At 37.6% G+C, this 24458-nt stretch carries 23 protein-coding genes; 15 read left to right on the top strand and 8 right to left on the bottom strand.

Translation table 11 applies throughout. The features are described 5' to 3' along the window. The first annotated feature begins 6 nt into the window (after positions 1-6). The 8 genes from dnaN (at position 7) to erpA (ending at position 9559) form a co-directional block, all read left to right on the top strand. Positions 7-1155: a DNA polymerase III subunit beta gene (dnaN, locus tag G8E00_RS16450; RefSeq protein WP_166226333.1), complete on the top strand. Its 1149-nt coding sequence runs from the start codon at positions 7-9 to the stop codon at positions 1153-1155. A 24-nt stretch (positions 1156-1179) separates the two neighbouring features. Then, entirely contained in the window at positions 1180-2262 is a 1083-nt protein-coding gene (gene recF / locus G8E00_RS16280; RefSeq protein ID WP_166226330.1) for a DNA replication/repair protein RecF, read from the top strand. Between the two features lie 51 nt (positions 2263-2313). Further along, complete coding sequence (gyrB, locus tag G8E00_RS16275; RefSeq protein WP_166012818.1) at positions 2314-4785, top strand: DNA topoisomerase (ATP-hydrolyzing) subunit B; 2472 nt, start codon at positions 2314-2316, stop codon at positions 4783-4785. Positions 4786-4966: 181 nt separating this feature from the next. Next, positions 4967-5305, top strand: coding sequence for a hypothetical protein (locus G8E00_RS16270; protein ID WP_166226327.1), 339 nt, complete (start codon positions 4967-4969; stop codon positions 5303-5305). A 191-nt stretch (positions 5306-5496) separates the two neighbouring features. Next, entirely contained in the window at positions 5497-6495 is a 999-nt protein-coding gene (locus tag G8E00_RS16265) for a putative solute-binding protein (protein ID WP_406741474.1), read from the top strand. Between the two features lie 242 nt (positions 6496-6737). Beyond that, a complete protein-coding gene (locus G8E00_RS16260) occupies positions 6738-7745 on the top strand; it encodes a putative solute-binding protein (RefSeq protein WP_166012815.1) in 1008 nt (335 codons plus the stop codon). Between the two features lie 329 nt (positions 7746-8074). Then, positions 8075-9079 (top strand): putative solute-binding protein, encoded by a 1005-nt coding sequence (locus G8E00_RS16255; protein WP_166226322.1) that lies wholly within the window; start codon positions 8075-8077, stop codon positions 9077-9079. Between the two features lie 144 nt (positions 9080-9223). After that, positions 9224-9559 (top strand): iron-sulfur cluster insertion protein ErpA, encoded by a 336-nt coding sequence (gene erpA / locus G8E00_RS16250; RefSeq protein ID WP_166012813.1) that lies wholly within the window; start codon positions 9224-9226, stop codon positions 9557-9559. Positions 9560-9629: 70 nt separating this feature from the next. On the opposite strand, the gene G8E00_RS16245 is transcribed toward erpA, so the two are convergent. Both G8E00_RS16245 and G8E00_RS16240 read right to left on the bottom strand, forming a co-directional pair. After that, a complete protein-coding gene (locus G8E00_RS16245; RefSeq protein WP_166226319.1) occupies positions 9630-10475 on the bottom strand; it encodes an alpha/beta fold hydrolase in 846 nt (281 codons plus the stop codon). A gap of 111 nt (positions 10476-10586) precedes the next feature. Continuing rightward, positions 10587-11498, bottom strand: coding sequence for a LysR family transcriptional regulator (locus tag G8E00_RS16240; RefSeq protein WP_166226317.1), 912 nt, complete (start codon positions 11496-11498; stop codon positions 10587-10589). Positions 11499-11616: 118 nt separating this feature from the next. Here G8E00_RS16240 and G8E00_RS16235 point away from each other — a divergent pair, with 118 nt between their 5' ends. Beyond that, positions 11617-12354: a DsbA family protein gene (locus G8E00_RS16235; RefSeq protein ID WP_166226314.1), complete on the top strand. Its 738-nt coding sequence runs from the start codon at positions 11617-11619 to the stop codon at positions 12352-12354. 10 nt (positions 12355-12364) lie between these two features. Continuing rightward, the gene (locus G8E00_RS16230) at positions 12365-12667 is read left to right on the top strand and encodes a monooxygenase (protein WP_166012809.1); all 303 of its coding nucleotides are present in this window, start codon (positions 12365-12367) and stop codon (positions 12665-12667) included. A gap of 63 nt (positions 12668-12730) precedes the next feature. On the opposite strand, the gene G8E00_RS16225 is transcribed toward G8E00_RS16230, so the two are convergent. Continuing rightward, positions 12731-13858 carry an anhydro-N-acetylmuramic acid kinase gene (locus tag G8E00_RS16225; RefSeq protein ID WP_166012808.1) on the bottom strand — a complete coding sequence of 376 codons (1128 nt, stop codon included), beginning with the start codon at positions 13856-13858 and terminating at the stop codon, positions 12731-12733. A 63-nt stretch (positions 13859-13921) separates the two neighbouring features. Here G8E00_RS16225 and tyrS point away from each other — a divergent pair, with 63 nt between their 5' ends. From tyrS to G8E00_RS16210, 3 genes are all read left to right on the top strand, one after another. Then, positions 13922-15154: a tyrosine--tRNA ligase gene (gene tyrS / locus G8E00_RS16220; RefSeq protein ID WP_166226311.1), complete on the top strand. Its 1233-nt coding sequence runs from the start codon at positions 13922-13924 to the stop codon at positions 15152-15154. A 157-nt stretch (positions 15155-15311) separates the two neighbouring features. Next, the gene (locus tag G8E00_RS16215) at positions 15312-17249 is read left to right on the top strand and encodes an ATP-binding cassette domain-containing protein (protein WP_166226308.1); all 1938 of its coding nucleotides are present in this window, start codon (positions 15312-15314) and stop codon (positions 17247-17249) included. 152 nt (positions 17250-17401) lie between these two features. Continuing rightward, the gene (locus G8E00_RS16210; protein ID WP_166226305.1) at positions 17402-18253 is read left to right on the top strand and encodes a hypothetical protein; all 852 of its coding nucleotides are present in this window, start codon (positions 17402-17404) and stop codon (positions 18251-18253) included. 28 nt (positions 18254-18281) lie between these two features. On the opposite strand, the gene G8E00_RS16205 is transcribed toward G8E00_RS16210, so the two are convergent. The 4 genes from G8E00_RS16205 to grpE form a co-directional block, all read right to left on the bottom strand. Continuing rightward, entirely contained in the window at positions 18282-18581 is a 300-nt protein-coding gene (locus tag G8E00_RS16205; protein ID WP_166226303.1) for a putative quinol monooxygenase, read from the bottom strand. 47 nt (positions 18582-18628) lie between these two features. Beyond that, positions 18629-18991 (bottom strand): MerR family transcriptional regulator, encoded by a 363-nt coding sequence (locus tag G8E00_RS16200; protein WP_166012803.1) that lies wholly within the window; start codon positions 18989-18991, stop codon positions 18629-18631. A gap of 86 nt (positions 18992-19077) precedes the next feature. Further along, positions 19078-21021 carry a molecular chaperone DnaK gene (gene dnaK / locus G8E00_RS16195; protein WP_166226300.1) on the bottom strand — a complete coding sequence of 648 codons (1944 nt, stop codon included), beginning with the start codon at positions 21019-21021 and terminating at the stop codon, positions 19078-19080. A 121-nt stretch (positions 21022-21142) separates the two neighbouring features. After that, positions 21143-21688, bottom strand: a complete 546-nt coding sequence (grpE, locus tag G8E00_RS16190) for a nucleotide exchange factor GrpE (RefSeq protein WP_166012801.1) — start codon at positions 21686-21688, stop codon at positions 21143-21145. A gap of 778 nt (positions 21689-22466) precedes the next feature. Between grpE and G8E00_RS16185 the strand changes: the two genes are divergently transcribed. Beyond that, complete coding sequence (locus tag G8E00_RS16185) at positions 22467-22715, top strand: hypothetical protein (protein ID WP_166012800.1); 249 nt, start codon at positions 22467-22469, stop codon at positions 22713-22715. 169 nt (positions 22716-22884) lie between these two features. On the opposite strand, the gene G8E00_RS16180 is transcribed toward G8E00_RS16185, so the two are convergent. Next, positions 22885-23157, bottom strand: coding sequence for a hypothetical protein (locus G8E00_RS16180; protein ID WP_166012799.1), 273 nt, complete (start codon positions 23155-23157; stop codon positions 22885-22887). Positions 23158-23356: 199 nt separating this feature from the next. Between G8E00_RS16180 and G8E00_RS16175 the strand changes: the two genes are divergently transcribed. After that, the gene (locus tag G8E00_RS16175) at positions 23357-24427 is read left to right on the top strand and encodes an alpha/beta hydrolase (protein ID WP_166226297.1); all 1071 of its coding nucleotides are present in this window, start codon (positions 23357-23359) and stop codon (positions 24425-24427) included. Positions 24428-24458: the final 31 nt, after the last annotated feature.

Below are 24458 nucleotides of genomic sequence, written 5' to 3'. Positions count from 1 at the left end.
TCCATCGTGCGTTTGAAAATCGCGAAAGAAAGCTTACTCAATGTATTATCTCATGTTGTGGGTGCTGTAGAGCGTCGTCACACATTGAACATTCTTTCAAACGTCAAAGTTCAAGTAACAGAGCAAGCATTAACAATTATTGGTTCAGATTTAGAAGTTGAATTGGTTGCAAGTACTGTTCTGGCAGAGGGTGCATGTATTCAAGCGGGTGAAACGACAGTTCCAGCACGTAAATTGGTTGATATTTGTAAATCTTTACCGACAGCAGCATTGATTGATCTTCACATTACAGAAGATCAACGTTGTATTTTAAAATCAGGCAATAGCCGATTTGTTCTAGGAACATTACCCGCTGAAGACTATCCATTACTTGCCACTGAAAACAGTCAAGGGACACAAGTTCAAGTCACTGAACGTGAATTAAAACGTTTATTTGAAAAAACATCTTTTGCTATGGCAGTTCAAGATGTACGTTTTTATTTAACTGGAACTTTGCTTGAGATTGATCAAAATCATCTTCGTGCAGTGACTACTGATGGACACCGTTTAGCGTTGTGTGAAACCAATGCTTCATCAAATGCTGCACAATTGGTTCAAGCGATTGTTCCTCGTAAAGCGGTGGGTGAATTACAACGTTTACTCAGTATTGAAGACAATCAATTAACGTTGCTTATTGGTCGCGAATTGTTAAATGTAACGATTCAAGCACCAACACGTGATAAAGAGCAGGGTGATATTACCGTTCGTTTCACGACGAAACTCATTGATGGTAAATTCCCTGATTATCGTCGTGTGATTCCACGTGGTGGCGATAAAATCGTAACGATTCCTCACGATGTATTTAAACAATCTTTGCAACGTGTGGCCATTTTAAGTAATGAAAAATTACGTGGTGTATTCTTAAATTTCAGTACAGATACTTTGCAACTTCGTGCCAATAACCCTGAACAAGATGAAGCTGTTGAAGATTTAGCGATTCAGTATGCAAACACATCATTAGAAATGTCATTTAATGCGCAATATATTATTGATGTTTTAGGTGTATTGGATGGTGATGACGTACTCATGACCATGACTGAAGCCAATCAATCTGTTTTGGTTCAAGATCCAGCGCATCAAGATCAAACCTATGTTGTGATGCCAATGCGTGTCTAAACAGCATCGTCAATTAGATTCGCTATGCATATAACACGCTTAAATATACAGCGAGTTCGAAATTTAAAAACGGTTGCACTCGCAGAGTTGCAACCGTTTAATGTTTTTTATGGGCAAAATGGATCTGGCAAAACATCGATTTTGGAGTCAATTCATTTGCTTGCTTCAGGTCGCTCGTTTCGAACGCATATTCCAAAACATTACATTCAACATGATTGTGATGACGCCCTAGTCTTTGCTCAATCTGCAACAGAAAAAATTGGCATGCAAAAGCTCATTTCGGGTGAGCAAATGATTAAGGTGAATGGGGATACAGTTGCAACACAAGGGCAATTGGCGAAAATACTCCCTTTACAACTGATTGATCCACTCAGTACAGATATTATTGATCATGGGGCTAAACCTCGCCGTCAATTGTTAGATTGGCTCATGTTTCACGTGGAACCAGAGTTTTATCATGCATGGCAATATTATTCACGCGCATTGAAACAAAGAAATAGTTTACTCAAGTCTCGGCGAAATTTAACACTTCAAGATTTAGAACCTTGGAATAAGATGCTCAGCGATTATGGTGAAATTTTACATTCACAGCGGGTTGAAATCGTTGAGCAATGGAAACAATATTTGCAACATGATTTGCAGCAACTGCTACCCGACTTGCACATAGAAATGGAATATCAAGCGGGTTATCATGTTGATCAAGGTTTAGCCAGCGACCTCATTCAGTTTCATCAAAAAGACGTAGATCGACGCTATACCGAATATGGTCCACATCGAGCTGACCTCCGTTTAAAAACGCCAACTGGAGATGCTGATGTCGTGTTATCACGTGGGCAAAAAAAGTTGTTGATCATGGCGTTAAAACTATCGCAGATTGCAATGCTACATGCTTGTAATAAGGAAACTGTGGTATTATTAGATGATGTGACAGCAGAATTAGATTTAACTGCACAACGACGTTTAATTGAGCGATTGAGCCAACTTGGTAGTCAAGTTTTTATTACCACACTAGACCATGAATCAGTGAAAAAACATTTACATGATTTGTCTATATCCTACCAATTATTCAATGTTGAAAACGGGCAAGTTCAAGTCGTTGCGCAATGATTTTAGATTGTTACCCATCTTTGGATAGACCTTTTTGACTAGGGAGAAACCATGAGTTCAGAAGATCAAACTGCTTCTCAAACAGAACTAACCAATGAAAATACTTATGACTCCTCTAGCATTAAAGTATTGCGTGGATTAGATGCAGTTCGTAAGCGTCCAGGTATGTACATTGGTGATACTGATGATGGTTCAGGCCTGCATCATATGGTGTTTGAGGTTGTCGATAACGCAATCGATGAAGCACTTGCTGGACACTGTGATGAAATTTTAGTGACCATTCATGAAGATGAATCTGTCAGTGTGTCTGATAATGGCCGTGGTATTCCTACCGATATTCACCCTGAAGAAGGTGTGTCAGCAGCAGAAGTGATTTTAACCATTCTGCATGCAGGCGGTAAATTCGATGACAACAGTTATAAAGTCTCAGGTGGTTTGCACGGTGTTGGTGTATCTGTTGTAAACGCTTTATCAAGCAAATTAGAATTGACGATTCATCGTGCCGGTCATATTCATCAACAAGAATATAAACACGGTGATCCTGTATATCCACTTAAAGTGGTTGGTGATACAAACACGACAGGTACAATTGTACGTTTCTGGCCAAGTTCTGAAACCTTTAGTCAAACGATTTTTAACGTTGATATTTTGGCACGTCGTTTACGTGAGCTTTCATTCTTAAATGCTGGTGTTCGTATTGTTCTACGTGATGAACGTATTGCATCTGAACATGTATTTGATTATGAAGGTGGTTTATCTGAGTTTGTAAAATACATTAACCAAGGTAAAACACATCTAAACGATATCTTCCATTTCACCAGTGAAGTACCTGAAACGGGTATTACTGTCGAAGTGGCATTGCAGTGGAATGATACCTATCAAGAAAATGTTCGTTGCTTTACCAACAACATTCCACAAAAAGATGGTGGTACGCATTTAGCTGGTTTCCGTGCAGCCTTAACACGTGGTCTAAACCAGTATTTAGACAGTGAAAACATACTGAAAAAAGAAAAAGTTGCTGTTACAGGCGATGATGCGCGTGAAGGTTTAACCGCCATTGTTTCAGTGAAAGTGCCTGATCCAAAATTTTCTTCGCAAACCAAAGAAAAATTGGTATCGAGTGAAGTTAAACCTGCAGTAGAGCAGGCGATGAACAAATCATTCTCTGAATATTTGTTGGAAAATCCTCAAGCAGCAAAATCGATTGCAGGTAAAATTATTGATGCTGCACGCGCACGTGATGCTGCTCGTAAAGCTCGTGAAATGACCCGTCGTAAAAGTGCCCTTGATATTGCCGGTCTTCCAGGTAAATTGGCAGATTGCCAAGAGAAAGATCCAGCATTGTCTGAACTTTACTTAGTCGAGGGTGACTCTGCGGGTGGTTCTGCGAAACAAGGTCGTAACCGTAAGATGCAAGCGATTTTACCGCTAAAAGGTAAAATCCTAAACGTTGAACGTGCGCGCTTTGATAAGATGATTTCATCTCAAGAAGTGGGTACGCTCATTACAGCACTTGGTTGTGGTATTGGTCGAGAAGAATACAATCCTGACAAATTGCGTTATCACAAAATCATCATCATGACCGATGCCGACGTCGATGGTTCGCACATTCGTACGCTACTGTTGACTTTCTTCTTCCGTCAAATGCCTGAGCTTGTGGAACGTGGATATATTTATATTGCACAGCCACCATTGTATAAATTGAAAAAAGGCAAGCAAGAACAATACATCAAAGACAATGATGCATTGGAAACTTACCTTATTTCAAATGCAATTGATGAGCTTGAATTGCATATCAGTGGTGAAGCGCCAGCCATTCGTGGTGAAGCATTAGCACGTGTGATTGCAGATTACCAAACGTCTCAAAAGAGTTTGCATCGTTTAACCGTTCGTTATCCAGCAACTTTACTTGATGGTTTATTGAGTCTTGAAGCGTTTAAACTTGATCAAAATCAAGAACAATCTTATGTTGCAGATTGGGCTGAACAACTTCGTGCAGCGATTGAAAAGCAACAACCAAGTTTGCGTCCAGAAATTACACTTGAAGCATTTGAAAAAGAAAATGCAGATGGCGTGAAAGAAACGCATTACTTCCCACGTGTGACTGTTTACGTGCATAACTTGCCGCATCAGTATCTATTGGATCAAGGCTTACTTGCTTCAGGTGAATACAAACGCTTGTTACAGAACTCGAAGAGCTGGTTTACCTTGCTTGAAGCGGGTGCTTTCTTACAAAAAGGTGATCGCAAAATTCAAGTGGCAACGTTCCATGAAGTTTGGCAACACATTTTAGCTGACTCGCGTCGTGGCATGATGATCCAACGCTATAAAGGTTTGGGTGAGATGAATGCGGATCAACTTTGGGAAACCACTATGGATCCTGAAAACCGTAACATGCTACAAGTGACCATTGATGATGCGATTGAAGCAGATCGTATGTTCTCTTGTTTAATGGGTGATGACGTTGAACCACGTCGTGCATTCATTGAAGAAAATGCGTTAAATGCGGATATTGATGCTTAATATTTTCAATTAATGCATTAATTCTTTATATTGAAAGAGCTTCTAAGCCTTTAGTAATGAAAATTACTTGGTGGCTTAGGTGCTTTTTTATGTCTATGGTTTGATGTTTTGCCACATTTTATACAAATGAAATATTCATATTGCACAATTCTTTTATCAATAAAGGATGAGAGCAATGTAAATGACTTATTCATTAGAACAATCACACGATACTTGGATGAATGCTTATTATTTAGGGAAAATCGACATTTTAAAAAAATATGAACATCCACATTTAAAGGTATTGTTTAGAGATTCTGGGATTATAGAAACTCAATTAGATCGTTATGAGCGTATTCGGCATGCCATTCAAAATGGAGTATGGAAACCCAAAAAGTATGATATCGACATAGAAGAGTTTGAATATAATGAGCAAAATACCCGTTGCAAAATCTCTATGAAGTCCGCAAATGGAAGATTAATTTTAGAAGAATTATGGACTTTTGAAGCATCTTGGAAAATTTTAGCTTTAAATGTTTAAGTTACTGGTTAATTCATTATTTAAATAACAAATTTTTTGAATGCTTAAATAATGAAAACCCATTCAAACTTTTTTAAAAAAATAACAACAAATACCAGACCAATTGCACTCATCAAAAATGCCAATTAAGTTTATGATCATCATGTATTTTGTATTACAAGTAAAATTAGGAATATTAAATAATGATAACAATAAGAAAATGGCTAGGACTGGTCGGTGCTTTATTCTGCTCGAATGCTGCTTATGCAAATCAAAATGTCTGTGTATTTGATCTGTTAGGTCGTGCTGGTGAATCGTATAAACTGATTGAAGAATGGGCATTAGAAGCAAAAAAATGGGGCGCAGATGTCAAGCTGATTGCCTTTCAAAAAGAGGATCAGGCAGCGCAAGCCTTTAAGGATGGAAAGTGCGATGGTGTGGTTATGACCACCATGCGTTCACGTGAATACAATAAATTTGCGGGTTCAATTGATGCCTTGGGTGGTGTCACCTCAAATGATATTTCCAGAAAAGCCATCAAATATGTACTCGATGAACGCAATGCGAAGCGACTGGTTACAGAGCGACGCGGTCAAAAATACGAAGTTGCAGGGATTAGCCCGATTGGGATTGCTTATATTTTTGTACACGATCGAACTCAAAATACAATCGAACATATGATTGGTAAAAAGTTTGCCTATTTACATTATGATGAAGCACAAAAAATTGCGATTGAAAAATTCGGTGCGATCAGTGTGCCATCTGACATCAGTAACTTCGTCAAAAGATTCAATAAAAAAGAAGTTGATATTATTGCATCACCTGCTTATGCCTATAAACCTTTAGAAATTCAAAAAGGCCTTGGTCAAAATGGTGCAATGTTTACTTTTCCAGTGGTCAACATTACTGCAGATTTAATTATTCGTCAGGATAAATTCCCCAAGAGTTTTTCAGTCTCTTCACGCGCTTGGTTTATCAAACAACTGCCAAAAAATATTGCTATGATTCGACGGATGGAAAATGAGATTCCTGCAAAATATAAAATGAAAATTGCACACGATGATGCTGTACGTTACCAAAAGCTGTTAAGAGAAGTACGAATCGAGCTCACCAAGAAAGGGGTGTATGATCAACATATGATGCGAGTGTTAAAAAAATCACGCTGTATTGTTGAGCAAAGTAATTTTGAGTGTTCAATGATGGATGAGTAAAAGAAGTGCTAAGCCATTCAAGATGCAAGATTAAAATAGGTAAGAAAAGTTAAAAAACCGCTTTCAATTTTTTGAAAAAAAAAGATATTCTTTAAATATAATAAAATATTAAAAGTAAATCACTTTTTTTGAAACAAAACAATAGAGTAATTACTCTATTTATTTACAAACATGCCAATTAATATTTAAAAAGAGAAGTTTAAAATTTTTCTACAATAATTAGATGTCGAAAGGATCTTGAAATGAAAAAAATAATACTCACACTTGGTGCTGCATCAATGATGATCGCGGCATCTGCTCAAGCAGAAAAAGTGAATGTATGTGTATTTGATTTACTCGGTAAATCTGGTGAGTCTTTCCAAATGGCTCAGGAATGGGCTTTGGCTGCAAAAGGCTGGGGTGCTGAAGTTAATTTAGTGCCGCGTCAAGATGAAGCGGTTGCAGATAATGATTTTAAAGCTGGAAAATGTGATGCTGTATTTATGACAGCAATGCGTGCGCGTCAATACAACAAATTTGTCGGTTCAATTGATTCACTTGGTGGTGTTCCAAGCAATTCAATTGCACAAAAAGCCATTACTTTTGCTTTAGATAAACGTAATGCAGGAAAAATGATCACCAATCTCGGTGGTAAAAAATATGAAATTGGTGGTATTGCACCATTAGGTTCAGCATTTATTTTCGTACGTGATAAAAAAATTGATTCTATTGAAAAAGCTGCAGGTAAGAAATTTGCAGTGTTGAGCCATGACAATGCACAAAAAATTATGGTGCAACGTGTCGGTGCTCAAGCCGTTCCTTCGGATATTTCAAACTTTGTTGCAAAGTTTAATAATGGTCAAGTCGATATGGTTGGTGCGCCAGCTTATGCGTATAAACCATTAGAGATATATAAAGGTTTAGGAAACAACGGGGCAATGTTTAACTTCCCAGTACTTCAAATCACGGCAGATCTAGTGCTACGTCCTGAAAAATTCCCACAAGAATTTGGTCAAAAATCTCGTGACTGGTTTGTCAAAAACTTACCGAAAAGTTTTAATATGATCAATCGTTTGGAATCTGGTATTCCTGCGAAATACAAAATGAATTTAACACCTGAAGACAAACTTAAATACCAAAAACTATTACGTGATGGTCGTTTAGAACTGACTAAACAAGGTATTTATGATCCAGCAATGATGTCAGTACTGAAAAAAGCACGTTGTTCAGTAGATAAGGCTAACTTCGAGTGTTCACTCGGCGGTGAATAATCTTGATCTATAAAGAAAAAATCCTAGATCGATTCTAGGATTTTTTTTATCTAAGCTTTGTCATTTCAGCCATTGAACAATAACTAGAACACTTTATTCTTAATTAAAAATAAAGAATAGGGGGGGGTTTATGGCTTAGCTTCATGATTTACAACGTCATTCAATCTTGATGATCATCATCAGGGCGTTCAAAGATTATGTATAAAAGCATCTGCCATCAATCCTATATAAAGGAATATATAAGGCATTAAGCCAAGTATAAACATGGAGCTAATTGTTGCAATACAACAATAATTAGACACATATAATTTCATATCAAGGAAAAGAGAATGAATTGGAGCAAAACAATAATAGTTGCGTCAGCTTTAATGGCAGCAACGACATTTACCCAAGCTAAACAAGTGATGTGTGTATTTGATTTAGTCGGTAAAAACGGTGATGTATATGCACTTATGAAAGACTATCAACTCGCGGCCAAACAGTGGGGTGCAGATATTGAACTCAAAGTGGGTCAAAATGAGGGTGTAATTGCTGAAGACTTCAAAGCGGGTAAATGTGATGCAGTGAGTATCACAGGTATGCGTGGTCGCCAATTTAATAATTTTACGGGTTCACTCGATGCCATTGGTGCAATCACTGACTTAAATTTAGCGGTTAAGGTCATGCAAGGCTTGGCAAATCCTACCTTTGCGAAATACATGAAAAATGGCAATTATGAAGTTGTAGGTGTTGTTCCTGTGGGAGATGCTTACTTAATGGTACGTGATCGTAGTATCAATACCGTTGCCAAAGCTGCAGGTAAAAAAATTGCTGTTTTAGATTACGATCAAGCGCAAAAAATCATGGTTCAACAATTGGGTGCACAAGCTGTCAGTGCGGATGTAACCAACTTTGGAAGCAAGTTCAATAATGGTCAGGTCGACATTATTGGTGCACCAACAGCGGTCTTTAAACCGTTGGAATTACATAAAGGGTTAGGAACAACGGGTGCAATTGTAAATTATCCAATTTTACAAGTGACTGGGAATATTATTATTCGTCCAGATAAGTTTCCTGAAGGCTATGGTCAAAAGTCACGTGACTGGATTAAAACACAACTACCCCGCGCCAATTCTATTTTGGGTAAAATGAAGGCAGATATCCCAGCTAAATATTGGATGAAAGTACCAGAGGGGGATAAACCTGGTTATCAAAAACTGATGCGTGAATCACGTATTACCTTGACGAAGCAGGGAATCTATAATAAGCAAATGATGAAATTATTGTGGCAATTCCGTTGTAAAAATGCCCCAAGTAATTTTGAATGTAGCTTACAAGACGAGAACTATAAATAATCTAAAAAGTGATGTTTAAAAGAATTCCGATGAAATTACTCTGAATAAACTTTAAAGTTCGAGTTCTGACCATATATTGAGTATGTTATACTTAATCTATGGTCTTTTTACTTTTGAAGCCAATCTATTTTTGAGGAATCCATCATGACTGCCCAAGCACTAGAGCTGACTGACAATGCTGCGAATAAAGTTCGTCAACTTCGTGATAGCGAAGGAAATCAGGATCTGATGTTACGTGTATACGTAACAGGTGGTGGCTGCTCAGGTTTTTCTTACGGATTCAATTTTGCTGAAAGTCAAAATGAAGACGATGCTGAATTCGTCAATGGTGATGTGAAAATGTTGGTAGACTCATTAAGTTACCAATATTTAGTAGGCTCAGTGGTTGATTATGTAGAAGGTTTAGAAGGATCACGTTTTATCGTGCAAAATCCGAATGCGACTACAACATGTGGTTGTGGATCTTCTTTCTCGATCTAATCTTCTAAATCATCGAGAGATAAAAACCCTCAATATTTGAGGGTTTTTTGCTTCAAAAAATTAACAGATCCTAATATTTTTCAATGTCTTGCAAAATTAATTCTGAGAGTTGTTGTGCATTTTGTGCTGGAATCCAGTGTGTCGCATCCAAGATGATTTCTGTATAAGGTGCGTCGATATAATCTTTGTTGAACTGGATACTTTTTGCAGCTACTGCCGAATCATGTTTGCCCCAAATAAATAAAGTTGGGACAGTGACTTTCTTGTTTAAGTTTTTATTTGAACTAAAAGGTAAACCCCGATACCAATTCAGGGCAGAACTCATTCTTTTTCCATCGACCATGTCTGTTTGAAAATCTTGAAGTTGTTGCTCGGTCATACCTGTAGATTTAAGTAAGGCTTGGCCTAATTTCGGGAGTTTTTCAAAGATGAATTCAGGTACCTTTGGTAGTTGAAATAGACCCATATAATAAGATTTGAGCAGTTGGTTACTGTACAACATAGATTTTAAAAAAGCGGCTTTATGCGGTACTGATACTGCAGTTAAATGTTTGATTTTCTCTGGATATTCAAGGGCAACATCCCATGCAACAACTGCGCCCCAATCATGACCAACCAGATACACAGGTTCATTTAAGATATTAAGAAATTGGTGAATATCTTCAACTAATGCCTTACTACGGTAGGCATGTCGTCCTCTGGGTTGCGCTGTCAAACTATAGCCACGTTGGTTAATGGCAAAAGTACGGTAACCTTTTTCATTTAAAAATTGGGATGTTGCTTGCCAGCTTTTTGCCGTTTCGGGGAAGCCATGCAAGAGTACGATAAATGGAGCATCCAAAGGACCCGTGTCGATAACATCGAATATTAAATTCTCATGTTCAAATTCGTTCAATCTTTCATTTCGAATATCCATCAATATATTTTCCCTATTGTTATGTAAACATAATGGGAAAAAAGACCAATTTTAGTAAGTGCTGATCGGGTCATTAAGACGTTAAAAAGGGACGAATTTTGTCTGACAATATTATTGAGAAAATAATTTTTCCAGTTGTATAGGGATTTCTTGTTTTAGAAAATCTAAACAAAGCCGTAAAGCTAAGGTTCGATATTTACGGGTAGGAGTCACCAAATAAATGTCTTCAGGAACCAATGACCAATCGGGTAATACATGAATAAGTTTAGCATTCTTTAGAAGATGATTCACTTGAACTTCAGCCACAGCAGCGATACCAAGATGGGCTTCCACGGCTGCCAAAGCATGTTCAGAAGGCGTCACAGTTAAATGAGTGTGTATTTGAAATTTCTTAATACTGCCTTCTTTTAAAAGCGTGATTTTAGAAAGTTCGCGATTATGTGAAATAAAATGATGATCTGCTAACTGTTCAGGTAATTCGGGTACACCATAATTGTTAGCATATATCTGGCTTGTACATAGGATTCGTCGAACTTGACCAATTTTCTGAGCATAAAGCGTCGAATCAGCCAACTCTCCTAGACGAATTGCCAGATCATAGCCTCCAGAAATTAAATCAATTTTTTTGTCATTTAAATCAATATCAATATCAATTTGCGGGTACTGCAATAAAAATTTCGAAATTAATGGCAATACCACCAATTTTCCAAAAGTCCCTGACGCTGCAATTCGAATTCCACCTTTAGGGTGAATTTCTAAATTGGTTAGATCACCAGTGAGTGTTTCGATTTGATGAAAGAGTGGGGAAATTTCTTTGAGAAATATTTTGCCTGCATCAGTTAAAGAGCTGGCATTAGTATTACGGTTTAATAGTTTGATATTTAAAGCAGATTCGAGACGAGATAGGCGATTGGATAAAGTCGATTTTGCAATATCATAACGTCTTGCAGCAGATAGGCTACCTGCATTTGCAATGAGAACGAACCAATATAAGTCATCAATCGAGTAGGGTAAGCTGTTCATTTTTTCGAACAAGACCTTTCATTTTTATTGTCTATTCACATCATTATAGAACAGCTAAGTTATGTCAATCGATCAGATAAAAATGATTATTCAAATAAAGGCAATTGAGGACATAGCAATGACAATGAATTGTGATTTAGAAACTGGCACATGTTCAGTGCCCGAATTAGACAATGATCAAAAATCAGTAAACAATGAAGAATCTGATATAAGTCTTGTTTATATTGGTGACCCAATGTGTTCATGGTGTTGGGGTGCTTCAAAAACCATTAAACAAGCTCGCGAATATGCAATTCAAAATGGTATAGGTTTCTCTGTCATTACAGGTGGTTTACGTCCAGGTGGCGGTGATGCATGGACAGAAGATTTTAAAAATTTTTTACGCAGGGAGTGGAGAAATATTGAAAATATGACACAACAGCCATTCACTGAAAAATTATTAGAACGCGAACATTTTAATTATGACACTGAACCTCCTGCACGAGCAGTTCATATTGCAAGATATTTGTGGCAAGGAAAAGATTTGAATGATGAAAAGCTATTGTCATTTTTTTCAGCAATTCAATACAAATTTTATGTAGATGGTGAAGATCCAAATGAAATTGAATTTTACCGAAGTATCTGTGAAAAATTCGAAATAGATTTTGATTTGTTTGCAAAAAATTTTTCTTCATCTGAAATGCAAAAAGCAACTTATGAAGAATTTCAACTTAACCGTAGTTGGGGCGTAAGAGGTTTTCCAAGTTTTGCAATTCGTAAAGGTAATAATGTGGAAGTCATTGGTTCAGGTAGTCTAACTTTGGACAAACTGACCAAAGCAATTGATGAAACTGTTAAACAAGACTTCAAGGCTTAGGTAAATTCAGATGGCAAGTATTTTACAAATAGATTTTCCATATGTTGGACCGTGGGGAGCTGAAATGTTTGAAATGTTCAGATCCTTGGCAGAATCTATTTCAAATGAAAAAGGGCTGATTTGGAAAATTTGGACAGAAAATCAAGAGCGCCAAGAAGCAGGTGGAATTTATTTATTTGAACGTCAAATCGATGCTGAGGCTTATTTAGATATGCACGTTAGACGCTTAGAGAAAAATGGATTTCATGACTTAAGGTATCGAATTTTTGATATTCATTCAAAATTGTCAGAAATTACCAATGCACCTGTTTAAATACAATATATGGATGTATCACTTTTTTGTACTGAGTGATACATCCTTTATTTTGCTTCAATATTAAACAGCAGTAATCGTTCCTAAAATGCGATCACCCGAAGCACCTGTTACCTCAGGTAAATTTCCACTCAGTTGATTGATAAAACGCATTGCTAACCACGCAAAAGCAGTCGCTTCAACCCATGTAGGTGCTAGACCAAGTGCCGAAGTGGTTTGCACCGACCAATTGTGTTTACGTAAACGCCAACGTAATTGTTCGAGTAAATGCGAGTTAAATGCACCACCTCCACAGACGTAGACTTCACCTGTATCCATGTCTGAACGGTAAATGGCTTTTTTAATGGCACGAGTGGTCAATTTGAGTAATGTGGCTTGAACATTTTCTGGGGTGTCTTCAAGCTCATCATATTGTAAGTCATTGCGCCAATCGGCAATTTGTTCATCAAGCCAATCTAAATTAAAGTCTTCACGACCTGTGCTTTTTGGCGGTTCTTTAGAGAAAAATTCATGTTCTTGTAAGCGATCTAATAATGGACGAATAGGGGTGCCATAAGCGGCCCAATTGCCATTTTCATCATATGGTTGTCCGGTATAACGTTCACACCAAGCATCCATTAAGATATTGGCAGGTCCAGTATCAAAACCATAAACACCTTCAGGTTTGCCAGCAGGAAGCATACTGACATTGGCAATACCGCCTAAGTTTAAAATCACACGATGAATCGATTCATGTTGGAATAATGCTCGGTGAAAAGCAGGGACTAATGGTGCACCTTGACCCCCAGCCGCCATATCCCGACGACGAAAATCTGAAATTACTGGAATTTGCGTGATCTCGGTAATAATATTGGGATCACCAATTTGTAAGGTAAAACCATGTTCTGGACGGTGACGAATCGTCTGTCCATGAGAACCAATCGCTCGAATGTGTGATTTATCTAGATTATTTTCAGCAATGAGCTGGTTAATGCCATGACCAATCATTTGTGCCAATGTTACATCTGCTTTACCCATGCGATCGATTTCATTGTCATCAGGTAAGGTCAGTGCCATCAATTCATCCCGTAGATCAGGATCGAAAGGAAGTGTGAGCGTGGCATGAATGTGTAATGGATCAAATGAAGCAGCAACAAAATCGACGCCGTCCATGCTGGTTCCAGTCATTACGCCAATATAGATTGTTGTCATGTTATTTAGTTCGCCTGCATTCTGCTGAAAAAATGTTAGTATATCGCACAAATTGAATAACTGATGTATTTGGGTTTTGTGATGTCAAATTTCCTGCCAGCTGAAGAACAACTTGCCCTCATCCAACGAGGCACACATGAGATCATTTCTGAAGAAGATCTTTTAAAGAAACTCAAACAGAATCGTCCTCTAAAAATTAAAGCGGGTTTTGACCCGACTGCACCAGATTTACATTTGGGACATACAGTTTTAATTAATAAACTAAAAGTCTTTCAAGATCTAGGTCATGAAGTGTTTTTCTTGATTGGTGATTACACGGCAATGATCGGGGACCCAACAGGCAAGAGTGCGACACGTCCACCATTGTCTCGTGAGCAAGTTTTAGAAAATGCCAAAACCTATCAAGAACAAGTATTCAAAATTTTAGATCCGAACAAAACCAAAGTGGTGTTTAACTCTGAATGGTTTGCACAAAAAACAGCGGCGGATTTGATTCAACTGGCTTCACAGCAAACAGTTGCACGTATGCTCGAACGTGATGACTTCACCAAGCGTTATAACAACCAGCAACCGATTGCGATTCACGAGTTCTTATATCCATTGGTTCAAGGTTATGACTCTGTTGCATTAGAAGCAGATGTTGAATTGGGTGGTACAGACCAAACCTTTAACTTGTTAATGGGGCGTACTCTTCAAGGTCGTTATGATCAAGAAGCACAAGTTTGTATTACGGTGCCAATTCTTGAAGGTTTAGACGGCGTGAATAAAATGTCTAAATCTTTGGGTAACTACATTGGGGTATTTGATGCACCAGGTGCAATGTACCAAAAAGTTCTTTCGATGCCAGACAGTTTAATTGAACGCTATTTCGATCTTTTAAGCTTCAAGTCTATCGAAGAAATTCAGCAATTGTTGAAAGAAATCGAAGAAGGGCGTAACCCTCAAGAAGTGAAAAAGATTCTCGCACTTGAGTTGGTAGAGCGTTTCCATGGTGCGGAAGCTGCGGCGCATGCACATAAAGGCGCAGGAAACATTATTACTGATGGTGAACTTCCTGAAGGTACGCCAGAAGTGACCATTTCACGTGCTGAATTTGGTGGTGAAATGTTTATTGCTTCTATTGTTCGTGCAGCAGGTTTAACCAAAAATGCAGCACAAGCAAAAGATGCTGTTTCACGTGGAGCCGTTAAAATCGATTGGGAAGTGGTCGATGCATCATTCTCCATTAATGAAAACAAAACAGTGATTGTACAAGCAGGGAAAAAAGCCATTGCTAAAGTAACATTCACTGACTAATCATTGCTTATGCCATTTAAAAAGCCACCCAATCGGGTGGCTTTTTTTATTTCTATTTTTCCAAAAATGACTATTTTTTAATAAATTTGATAATTTTTGGTTCTGATCGTATTTATCCTTTAAAATGCGCCATCCAAGTCTCAATAGTTAATTATTCATGATTCAGTTAGACCAACTTACGATTCGACGCAGTGGACGTATTTTATTTGAAAAAGCATCTATGCAATTGCATCCAGGCTGGAAAATTGGTCTAACAGGGGTCAATGGTGCGGGTAAATCAACCCTATTTTCTGCGCTGTTAGGTGGCATGGAATCGGATGGTGGTTCACTGACACGTCCTGCGGTTTGGACGGTTGCGCATATGGCGCAGGAAATCAAAGCCCTCGATATGAAAGCCATTGATTTTGTTTTATCTGGTGATGAAGAGTATTGGGATATTCAGCATAAACTGGATCATCCTGATCAATTGTCCAATGATGAATTGGCACATTTGTATGGTCGTTTTGATGAAATTAATGGCTATTCAGCCGCTTCAAAAGCATCACAGCTCATGGCGGGCTTGGGCTTCTTTGAGCATCAATCTGAACTGAGTGTTTCAAGCTTCTCAGGTGGTTGGCGTATGCGTCTGAACTTGGCACGTACCCTGATGAGCCGTTCAGATTTACTCCTCCTTGACGAACCCACCAACCACTTAGACTTAGATGCAATTTTGTGGTTAGAAGATTGGTTAAAAGCCTACGAAGGTACACTCATTTTGATTTCACATGACCGTGATTTCTTAGATGCCATTACCGATCATATTCTTCATATCGAAAATCGTGAGTTAACCTTATATACAGGCAACTATTCTACTTTTGAGCGCACTCGTAGTGAACGTTTAGCACAGCAACAACAGGCTTATGAAAAACAATTAGAAACACGTGCACATTTGCAAAAATATATTGACCGTTTTAAAGCACAAGCAACCAAAGCCAAACAAGCACAAAGCCGTATTAAACAGCTTGAACGTATGCAGGAATTGTCTGCTGCACATGTCGATACGCCGTTTACCTTTAGTTTCCGTGAACCGACCAAAATGAGTTCACCATTACTTCAGCTTGAACATGCTGATATTGGTTATGGTGATAAGTTGATTGTCACCAATGTGAATTTACAAATCACACCGACCAGCCGTATTGGTTTATTGGGGATGAATGGTGCAGGTAAATCGACACTGATTAAATCGTTAGTGGGTGATCTAAAGCTTTTAAAAGGTCAGCGTAAAGATTCTGAATTGCTCAATATCGGTTACTTTGCACAGCATCAAATGGATGCTTTGGATGGTAATGCTAGTCCAATGTTGCAGTTAGCACGTATTGCAGATAAGAAAATCAGTGAAGCAAGTTTACGTTCATTCTTAGGCAGTTTTGGCTTCTCTGGTGAACGAATGGATACGCCAAGTGAAAGCTTCTCTGGTGGTGAACGTGCTCGATTGGCTTTGGCTTTAATCGTATGGCAACGTCCAAATGTGTTGATTCTGGATGAGCCAACTAACCATTTAGATTTAGATATGCGTCATGCATTGACCATGGCACTGCAAGATTATGAAGGGGCAGTGGTTCTTGTATCACATGAACGTCAATTGGTGGCAAGTGTCTGCGATGAACTTATTTTGGTGCATGGTGGTGTGAGTCGTGAGTTTGAAGGTGATTTGGTTGCTTATGCAGACTGGTTACGTCAAGCCCGTGTCGAGATGATGAAAAATGGTCAAAAGCCTGCTGCTCCTGTGAAATCGCAAGTGGTTGACAAGCCTGTTGCTTCAAAAGGCGATAAAGAAGCGCAGCGTAAAGAAGCAGCACGCCGTCGTGAATTGAGCCGTCCTGTACGTAAGAATATTGAAAAATTAGAAGCTGAAATAGCTAAGATTCAACCTCGTTTAGTGCAGATTGAAGAAGCTTTGGCAGATACAGCGCTGTATGAGGCTGCGCGTAAAGATGATTTGCTGAAATTGATGAATGAACAAACAGAGCTTAAAGTTAAGTTAGAACAAGCAGAGGAAAAAATGCTTGAACTGATGATGGAGCTTGAGGAATTAGAAAGTTCATTTGAAGATTAATTGCAAAGCTAAATGTTGAAAGAACGCTTGAAAAGCCCAATGTAAATTGGGCTTTTTTATAGTTCTCAAGATTTGCAAAAATCAAATATCTCATTTGGAGTAGAGGCTTATAATCAATATATTCTGCATAGCCAGCCATTCGGTCGAGAATGATGAAAAGTTTCCAAAAAAAAGAACCTAATAATCAATCAGAATTTTATAAAGGCATCCAAAAAATTGCATTAGGTGTCTATGTTATTGGTCATAAACTCAGCCAAGTGATTTTGCCTATTGCGACAGAAATTCAAGATCTTTTAAAAAATATTGATCCAGAAAAATTTACGCATTTTATTGAGCGGATTGAGAAATTACAGAAGTTTGAACCTTACCTGACCAAACTTTTCCATGATTTAAAGAACAATGAAAATTTTTCGCATGCCCATGAAACTATCTCTTTAGCCTGTCTGATTCAGCTCATTTATGAAAATGAACAGCATCCAGATGATGTTCATATTTTTGATGTTATCAAGACCGCCTATTTTAAAGACTTATTTTTTTCTCAGTTTAGCAACATTCAGTTAGGAGAAAATTTTAGTCAAAGGGAAGCGGTGCTGAAAGAAGCTTTTCAACTGTATGAATTAGGATTTTACGCAGGGTGTTTGACGCTGTTATATGCTCAACTTGAAGGGATTTTGACGGATTATTTATTTGAAAAGAAAATGTTGATTAAGTCAAAAAATGAAGACATTTACATGGGACCTTATATTCAGCATACAAAAATTACGCCGTATAAAGTCATTAAAGGCATGAAAGAAAAACTTTTAATTGCCAAGCATATGGATCCATATTTCGTAAAACTGGATGCTTATAAAATTGACAGCACTTACCCCATGAATAATGATCGTAATGCCATTTTGCATGGCGCAATTTTGGATCGTTTTACCCAAGAGCGATGCTTTATTCTGTTTATTTGGGTGAATTCGATCTTTAACTTTTTGCAAAGTGAAAGATCGGTTGATTCATGATTATTAAAATTTCTAAAATTACAACTTATTAATCATTAGAAATAATATTCGATTTAAAGCATTGAATGACTTCGGTTAGATTTAGGCTTAGGTACGCTTTTGTATAACCTTGTTCGAAATGATAGTTGTAATCTGCTTCAGTATTATATCTTTCCCAAAGTAATAACCGAGTGGGGTCATTTAAACACTGATGTAGCTGAAAGAGCGTACATCCTGACTCTAAGACAGTTTGTTCGCATAATTTTTTTAAACATTGTACGGTTTCGGAAATTTTATTTGAATTAGTAATCTTTAATTCAGCTGTGATGTAAAAGCCAGATTTTAGCATTTTATATTCCTCATTAGATCAGTCAATAAAATGCTATCAAGTAGAGTTCACTCTAGCTCAAGCTTTTTTTTCTCATAAAATTCAATTTTGTAATTTACGATATTTAATTCATCATTCATTCGCTGTATTTCTTGCTTCAAAACTTCAGAATGTTCTATTAACATTTGCTGTCGCAAATTTAATGTTTGATTACCTTGTTGTCTTAAGGAAGAAAATTTTTTAATTTGATTCAGAGGCATTCCAGTAGATTTAAGGCGTTTTATCCAAATTAACCAGTCTAAATCACGTTGATCATATTCACGTCGTCCTGATTGATTACGATAAATATTTTTAAGTAAACCTTCCTTTTCATAATAACGCAGGGTATGAATTGATAGACCAGTTATTTTTACAACTTCAGAAATTAACATAGAGCATCCTTATTTTTATTGTCTTCTGATTATATACGCATTAAAAAACCGCGCTTTCGCGCGGTTTTTTTATTTAAAGCGACAAATTATTTTTTGTCATCTTTAACTTCAGTGAACTCAGCATCTACAACGCCATCGTCTGCTTTTTGAGATTGACCTTCACCGCCTTGGAATGCGTTAGGATCAAAACCTTCAGCACCACCTTGAGCGCCTTGAGCCGCTTCATAAGCACGTTGGCTAATTGGCATGATGATGTTTTGAAGCGCTTCAGTTTTCGCTTTAATCGCATCTACGTCATTTTCTTTCGTAGAAGCTTCAAGTTCAGAAACTGCAGTTTCAATCGCAGTTTTTTCATCAGCAGTCACTTGTTCGCCAAGATCTTTCACTGCTTTTTGAGCAGAAGCAACGAGAGCATCAGCTTCGTTACGTGCTTTCGCTAATTCTTCAAACTTACGATCTTCTTCAGCATTCGCTTCAGCATCTTTAATCATCGCTTCAATTTCAGCATCGCTCAAACCTGAGTTTGCTTTAATTTGAATTGATTGCTCTTTACCAGTGCTCTTGTCTTTCGCAGAGACTTTCAAGATACCATCAGCGTTGATGTCGAACGATACTTCAATTTGTGGCACACCACGTGGAGCAGGTGGGATATCGCCTAATTGGAAGTTACCCAACAATTTGTTTTGTTGAGCCATTTTACGTTCACCTTGGTAAACCGAAATGTCTACAGCAGGTTGGTTGTCCGCAGCAGTTGAGAACACTTGAGATTTCTTCGCAGGAATCGTGGTGTTTTTCTCAATGATTGCTGTTAACACACCGCCCATTGTTTCAATACCAAGCGTAAGTGGCGTTACGTCAAGAAGAAGTACGTCAGTTTTGTCACCTGAAAGTACAGCACCTTGAATCGCAGCACCCATTGCCACAGCTTCGTCTGGGTTCACGTCTTTACGTGGCTCACGACCGAAGAATTCTTGTACTTTTTGTTGTACAAGTGGCATACGAGACTGACCACCAACCAAAATTACGTCAGAGATGTCGCTTGTTGAAAGACCAGCATCTTTAAGCGCAATACGGCAAGGCTCAATTGTACGAGCAACTAAATCAGCAACCAAACCTTCAAGTTTAGAGCGAGTCACGTTGATCACTAAGTGCTTAGGACCAGTCGCATCTGCTGTAATGTATGGAAGGTTGATTTCAGTTGCATTCGAAGAAGAAAGCTCAATTTTTGCTTTTTCAGCAGCTTCTTTCAAACGTTGTAATGCAAGTGGATCTTGTTTCAAGTTAACACTTTGTTCCTTCTTGAATTCTTCCACCAAGTATTCAATTAAAGCGTTATCGAAGTCTTCACCACCAAGGAATGTATCACCGTTTGTAGACAATACTTCGATTTGTTGGTCGCCATCAAGATCTGCGATTTCGATGATTGATACGTCAAAAGTACCACCACCCAAGTCGTATACAGCTACTTTACGGTCGCCTTCTTTCTTGTCCATACCGAACGCTAAAGCCGCTGCTGTAGGTTCGTTGATGATACGTTTAACTTCTAAACCAGCAATTTTACCTGCATCTTTAGTCGCTTGACGCTGAGCATCGTTGAAGTACGCAGGAACAGTAATAACCGCTTCAGTTACTGTTTCGCCTAAGTAATCTTCAGCTGTTTTCTTCATCTTTTTCAAGATTTCAGCAGAGATTTGTTGTGGAGCAAGTTTTTTATCGTTTACATCAACCCAAGCATCGCCATTGTCAGCTTTGATGATTTTGTATGGTACAAGACCGATGTCTTTTTGAACCGCTTGGTCTTGGTACTTACGACCAATCAAACGTTTGATCGCGAATAATGTATTTTTAGGGTTAGTCACTGCTTGACGTTTAGCAGATTGACCTACAAGAATTTCACCATCTTTATACGCAATAATAGATGGAGTTGTACGCGCGCCTTCTGCGTTGTCGATTACTTTAACTTTGTCGCCTTCAAGTACAGCAACACATGAGTTTGTTGTACCTAAGTCAATACCAATGATTTTCGCCATTTGGATGTTTCCTCAAAAATATTTTTGCAATTGTTTGTGCTTGTTATCCGATATGAGAGCCAATGATTTTTTTTCAAGTAAAAAATTTAAAAAAATTTCAGAAACTCTCGAATCTATTGCCTTATTGACCAACCATAACCATGGCAGGGCGAAGTAAACGACCAGCTAAGGTATACCCTTTTTGTAAAACCACACCAATTTCACCCGCTTTTACGTCTGGTGAAATACCAACGGCTTGGTGTAAATCTGCATTGAAACCGTTTTCAGTATCAACAGCCACGACACCAAATTTTTCTAAAGTGTTTAGTAGTGACTTCAATGTCAATTCAACACCTTCAGAAAGAGGGGTTTTCTCTTCACCTGCAGCTTGTAATGCACGTTCAAGATTGTCGACAGAATCCAATAATTCTTTCGCAAATTTTTCTAAAGCAAATTTTTTCGCAGTGTCTGCTTCACGTTCTAAACGTTCTTTAGTTTTTTCCGCTTCGTATTTTGCATTTGCAGCAACAGCTTTTTCGTATTTAAGGCTTTCAGACAAAGTTGCAATTTGAGCTTGTAAGTCTTCAACAGTAACTTCTGTTTCATTTTCAGCTTGAACAGCTTCTTCTTGCTGCTCTACAGCTTCTTGTTGAAGGTCTTGATTTTGATCGTTTTGCTCATTTGCCATGGAAGATCTCCGTTTGAATGGGTTTTTAAACATGTACAGTCCTTTATCGGCATCAGGCATAAAACCAAAGGCGTTAATTCTGAACTGCCATGAGTATATAATTCATTAATATTCAAGACATGTGGGCTATTCGAAAAAATTCAAGCCAAAAACAAATTTATTCAAGAATTAATGTGAATTTCATTTAAGGGCTTTTTAGATTTAACTTAAATGAGGTCAAATCAATAAAATGACATGATAAAGACTATTTATAAAGTGTGATTCGTGTCACAATATATTTTAAATAGTAATAATTATTTGATTTATATGTAAAATCTCTAGAATAATAGATATAAAGTCTTTTATATATTTGTATAACATCTGTATTATATTTAACCAGATACTAACGCTGTAGTTTCTATTTATTTTTAATATGCTTTTTCATAGCTCATCCTATCTTCTTGGATGAGCTTTTTTTTGTCTAAATGTTTTAATTACAATGTAAGTGTATTGGTTCTAAATATTAATAATGTTATTGAGTATCTAAAAAATCATTTTAAAAAAAGATTAATTTATATCGAAATTATATCCATAAAGTATTTAAAAAATATGTATTTACTCGAATTTTAAAAAGCTTAATCTATCCGTTCGATTCATTTTACAAAAATTTCAGAACTGCAACTTTATCCATTTAAAACTCTTACTAAGACTCAACGCATTAAATAAAAAAATTAGGAATGATAGGCACACGAACTCAAATATTAGATTTCGTGTTGTTAAATACAAAGGAATATTTTTTATGAAAAATTTAGGTCTAGTGTCTTTGGTTTTTGCTGGCGTTACTTTCGCAATTGTGGGATGTACCTCTACTCAATCACCAGAATCTGCTCAAACAACACAGTCTCCTGATGCGACTGCTCCATCAGCATCGACTGATCAAAGTATTCAAAGTAGCCCAGCAGCGCAAAGTGATTCATCTATTCAGCAAGCGCCTGTTCAAGCATCTCCATTAGATGTGCCAGAATCTTCACAAGCGCCTGCGCAATAAAGCAATAAAAAAGACGATTTTCGCTTGCTGCTTTTAGCTACTAAAGCAATTGAAATGATTTAGATGTATAGCAGTGGGGCAATTGACCACTGTCCATAAATAAAAAAGACAGTAGCAAGATGCCGCTACTGTCTTTTTTATGATTTAAAAAATTGCGTTTAGATGTTTATTATCTGTTATTGAGCGCTTCGTTGTGTCTACGCTCAATTTCTCTATCACGACTATTTTGATATGCAGGTCGGTCTCTGAGTGCTTCTTCATGTCGACGTTGGATTTCTTTATCCCAACGATTTTGTTTTACATCACGGTCATCGTGACGATGGTCGCGATCACGATCGTAATAGCGATCATTAGAGTTATATGATCCTTCTTCTGGCAATGCGATACAGCCAACACTGACCACAGCGGTTGTTGCTAAAACAGCGAATAGTTTTATAGACATCTTTAATCCTCTTATAATTTAATCCTTGGAAATTGCAAAAAAGGTCTGATTTAGTGATAAACAGTCAATGACAAGACCAATAGAGTGAGATTAGCGTGTTATAGGTTTTGGATGTGTATATTGATTAATAGACTTTTATAAGAATATAGTCATTAAATGAATAATCATGTAGCAATTATGAAGAATGGAAGGCCATACCATGGTTGATTTAAATAAAAAGCTTCAACAATTATTAGAAAATGGACAAGGTACTGCAGGTCGTGCATTAGACCGTATGCCAAGCATCGTCCAAGAATCATTGGCTAAATTATTAGGTTATCCTCATCAATACCCTGAATTAGATAGTTTTACAAAAGCATTGATGGCTGCGCAACTCAAGCAAGGAAAATCAGGATTTATTGGTGGAAATGTAGAGCTATCACGACGTTTGTTTGAAGAACAAATCCAATCGATTACTCATAAATCAACTCCTATTCATTTTGTAGAAGATATTCGTTTGCCTTTACAAAGTGGTAGTGTCTTTGCCCGACATTATCATCCAGCGCCCAATAAAAAATTACCGATGGTGGTGTTCTATCATGGTGGGGGATTTGTTGTGGGTAGTATCAATACACATGATGAATTTTGTCGATTATTTGCAGTGAATGCCAAAGTTCAAGTGCTCAGTATTGATTATCCTTTAGCGCCAGAATATGGTCCAAAACACGTCATCCAATCGTGTGAAGATGCATTGGCTTGGGTGTATCAGAACCGTCGCCAATTTAAAATTTTAAAAAATAGAATTGCTGTAGCAGGGGATAGTGCAGGCGGTAATATCAGTGCTGTAGTGGCTCAACGCACAGCGAATACCAGTTATGCACCTCAAGCACAGTTTTTAATTTACCCTGCAGTTGATTTTAAAAGTCGTCATCCTTCATTCTTTGCATATAAAAATGGTTTGGTGTTAACCGAAACAGATATTGACTATGTGACAGAGTATTATGCTACAGAACATAAAGTTGCTTTGGATGATCCAATCATTTCACCAATATATGCAAACTTCAAAAAGCTTGCTCCAGCTTTTGTAGTCACAGCAGGGCATGATGTTTTACATGATGAAGGTAAGATCTATGCCAATCAATTGCGTCAGGCTGGCAATAAAATGCTTTATCGTGATTATGAAGATCAAACGCACGGTTTTATTAATCTGACATTAGTTTCTAGAAAAGCGAAAAAAATTGTGATTGAGATGAGCAAAGATTTCAGAAAATTCTGGGACAAGGCATCTTAAGTGCTATCTATGTATAGAAAGATATTCGTAT

The organism is Acinetobacter shaoyimingii, assembly GCF_011578045.1.
Lineage (GTDB): Bacteria > Pseudomonadota > Gammaproteobacteria > Pseudomonadales > Moraxellaceae > Acinetobacter > Acinetobacter shaoyimingii.
Note: the sequence above shows the minus strand (reverse complement) of the source record. Positions and strands in the feature narration are given on the sequence as shown.

Excerpts from the sequence above, each read along its gene's own strand:
- gyrB (WP_166012818.1), top strand. The coding sequence starts at position 2,314 with ATGAGTTCAGAAGATCAAACTGCTTCTCAAACAGAACTAACCAATGAA.
- G8E00_RS16175 (WP_166226297.1), top strand. The coding sequence starts at position 23,357 with ATGGTTGATTTAAATAAAAAGCTTCAACAATTATTAGAAAATGGACAA.
- tyrS (WP_166226311.1), top strand. The coding sequence starts at position 13,922 with ATGTATTTGGGTTTTGTGATGTCAAATTTCCTGCCAGCTGAAGAACAA.
- G8E00_RS16230 (WP_166012809.1), top strand. The coding sequence starts at position 12,365 with ATGGCAAGTATTTTACAAATAGATTTTCCATATGTTGGACCGTGGGGA.
- G8E00_RS16235 (WP_166226314.1), top strand. The coding sequence starts at position 11,617 with ATGACAATGAATTGTGATTTAGAAACTGGCACATGTTCAGTGCCCGAA.
- G8E00_RS16240 (WP_166226317.1), bottom strand. The coding sequence starts at position 11,498 with ATGAACAGCTTACCCTACTCGATTGATGACTTATATTGGTTCGTTCTC.
- G8E00_RS16210 (WP_166226305.1), top strand. The coding sequence starts at position 17,402 with ATGAAAAGTTTCCAAAAAAAAGAACCTAATAATCAATCAGAATTTTAT.
- G8E00_RS16205 (WP_166226303.1), bottom strand. The coding sequence starts at position 18,581 with ATGCTAAAATCTGGCTTTTACATCACAGCTGAATTAAAGATTACTAAT.
- recF (WP_166226330.1), top strand. The coding sequence starts at position 1,180 with ATGCATATAACACGCTTAAATATACAGCGAGTTCGAAATTTAAAAACG.
- erpA (WP_166012813.1), top strand. The coding sequence starts at position 9,224 with ATGACTGCCCAAGCACTAGAGCTGACTGACAATGCTGCGAATAAAGTT.
- G8E00_RS16180 (WP_166012799.1), bottom strand. The coding sequence starts at position 23,157 with ATGTCTATAAAACTATTCGCTGTTTTAGCAACAACCGCTGTGGTCAGT.
- G8E00_RS16270 (WP_166226327.1), top strand. The coding sequence starts at position 4,967 with ATGACTTATTCATTAGAACAATCACACGATACTTGGATGAATGCTTAT.
- G8E00_RS16185 (WP_166012800.1), top strand. The coding sequence starts at position 22,467 with ATGAAAAATTTAGGTCTAGTGTCTTTGGTTTTTGCTGGCGTTACTTTC.
- grpE (WP_166012801.1), bottom strand. The coding sequence starts at position 21,688 with ATGGCAAATGAGCAAAACGATCAAAATCAAGACCTTCAACAAGAAGCT.
- G8E00_RS16255 (WP_166226322.1), top strand. The coding sequence starts at position 8,075 with ATGAATTGGAGCAAAACAATAATAGTTGCGTCAGCTTTAATGGCAGCA.
- G8E00_RS16215 (WP_166226308.1), top strand. The coding sequence starts at position 15,312 with ATGATTCAGTTAGACCAACTTACGATTCGACGCAGTGGACGTATTTTA.
- G8E00_RS16225 (WP_166012808.1), bottom strand. The coding sequence starts at position 13,858 with ATGACAACAATCTATATTGGCGTAATGACTGGAACCAGCATGGACGGC.
- G8E00_RS16245 (WP_166226319.1), bottom strand. The coding sequence starts at position 10,475 with ATGGATATTCGAAATGAAAGATTGAACGAATTTGAACATGAGAATTTA.
- dnaK (WP_166226300.1), bottom strand. The coding sequence starts at position 21,021 with ATGGCGAAAATCATTGGTATTGACTTAGGTACAACAAACTCATGTGTT.
- G8E00_RS16260 (WP_166012815.1), top strand. The coding sequence starts at position 6,738 with ATGAAAAAAATAATACTCACACTTGGTGCTGCATCAATGATGATCGCG.
- G8E00_RS16200 (WP_166012803.1), bottom strand. The coding sequence starts at position 18,991 with ATGTTAATTTCTGAAGTTGTAAAAATAACTGGTCTATCAATTCATACC.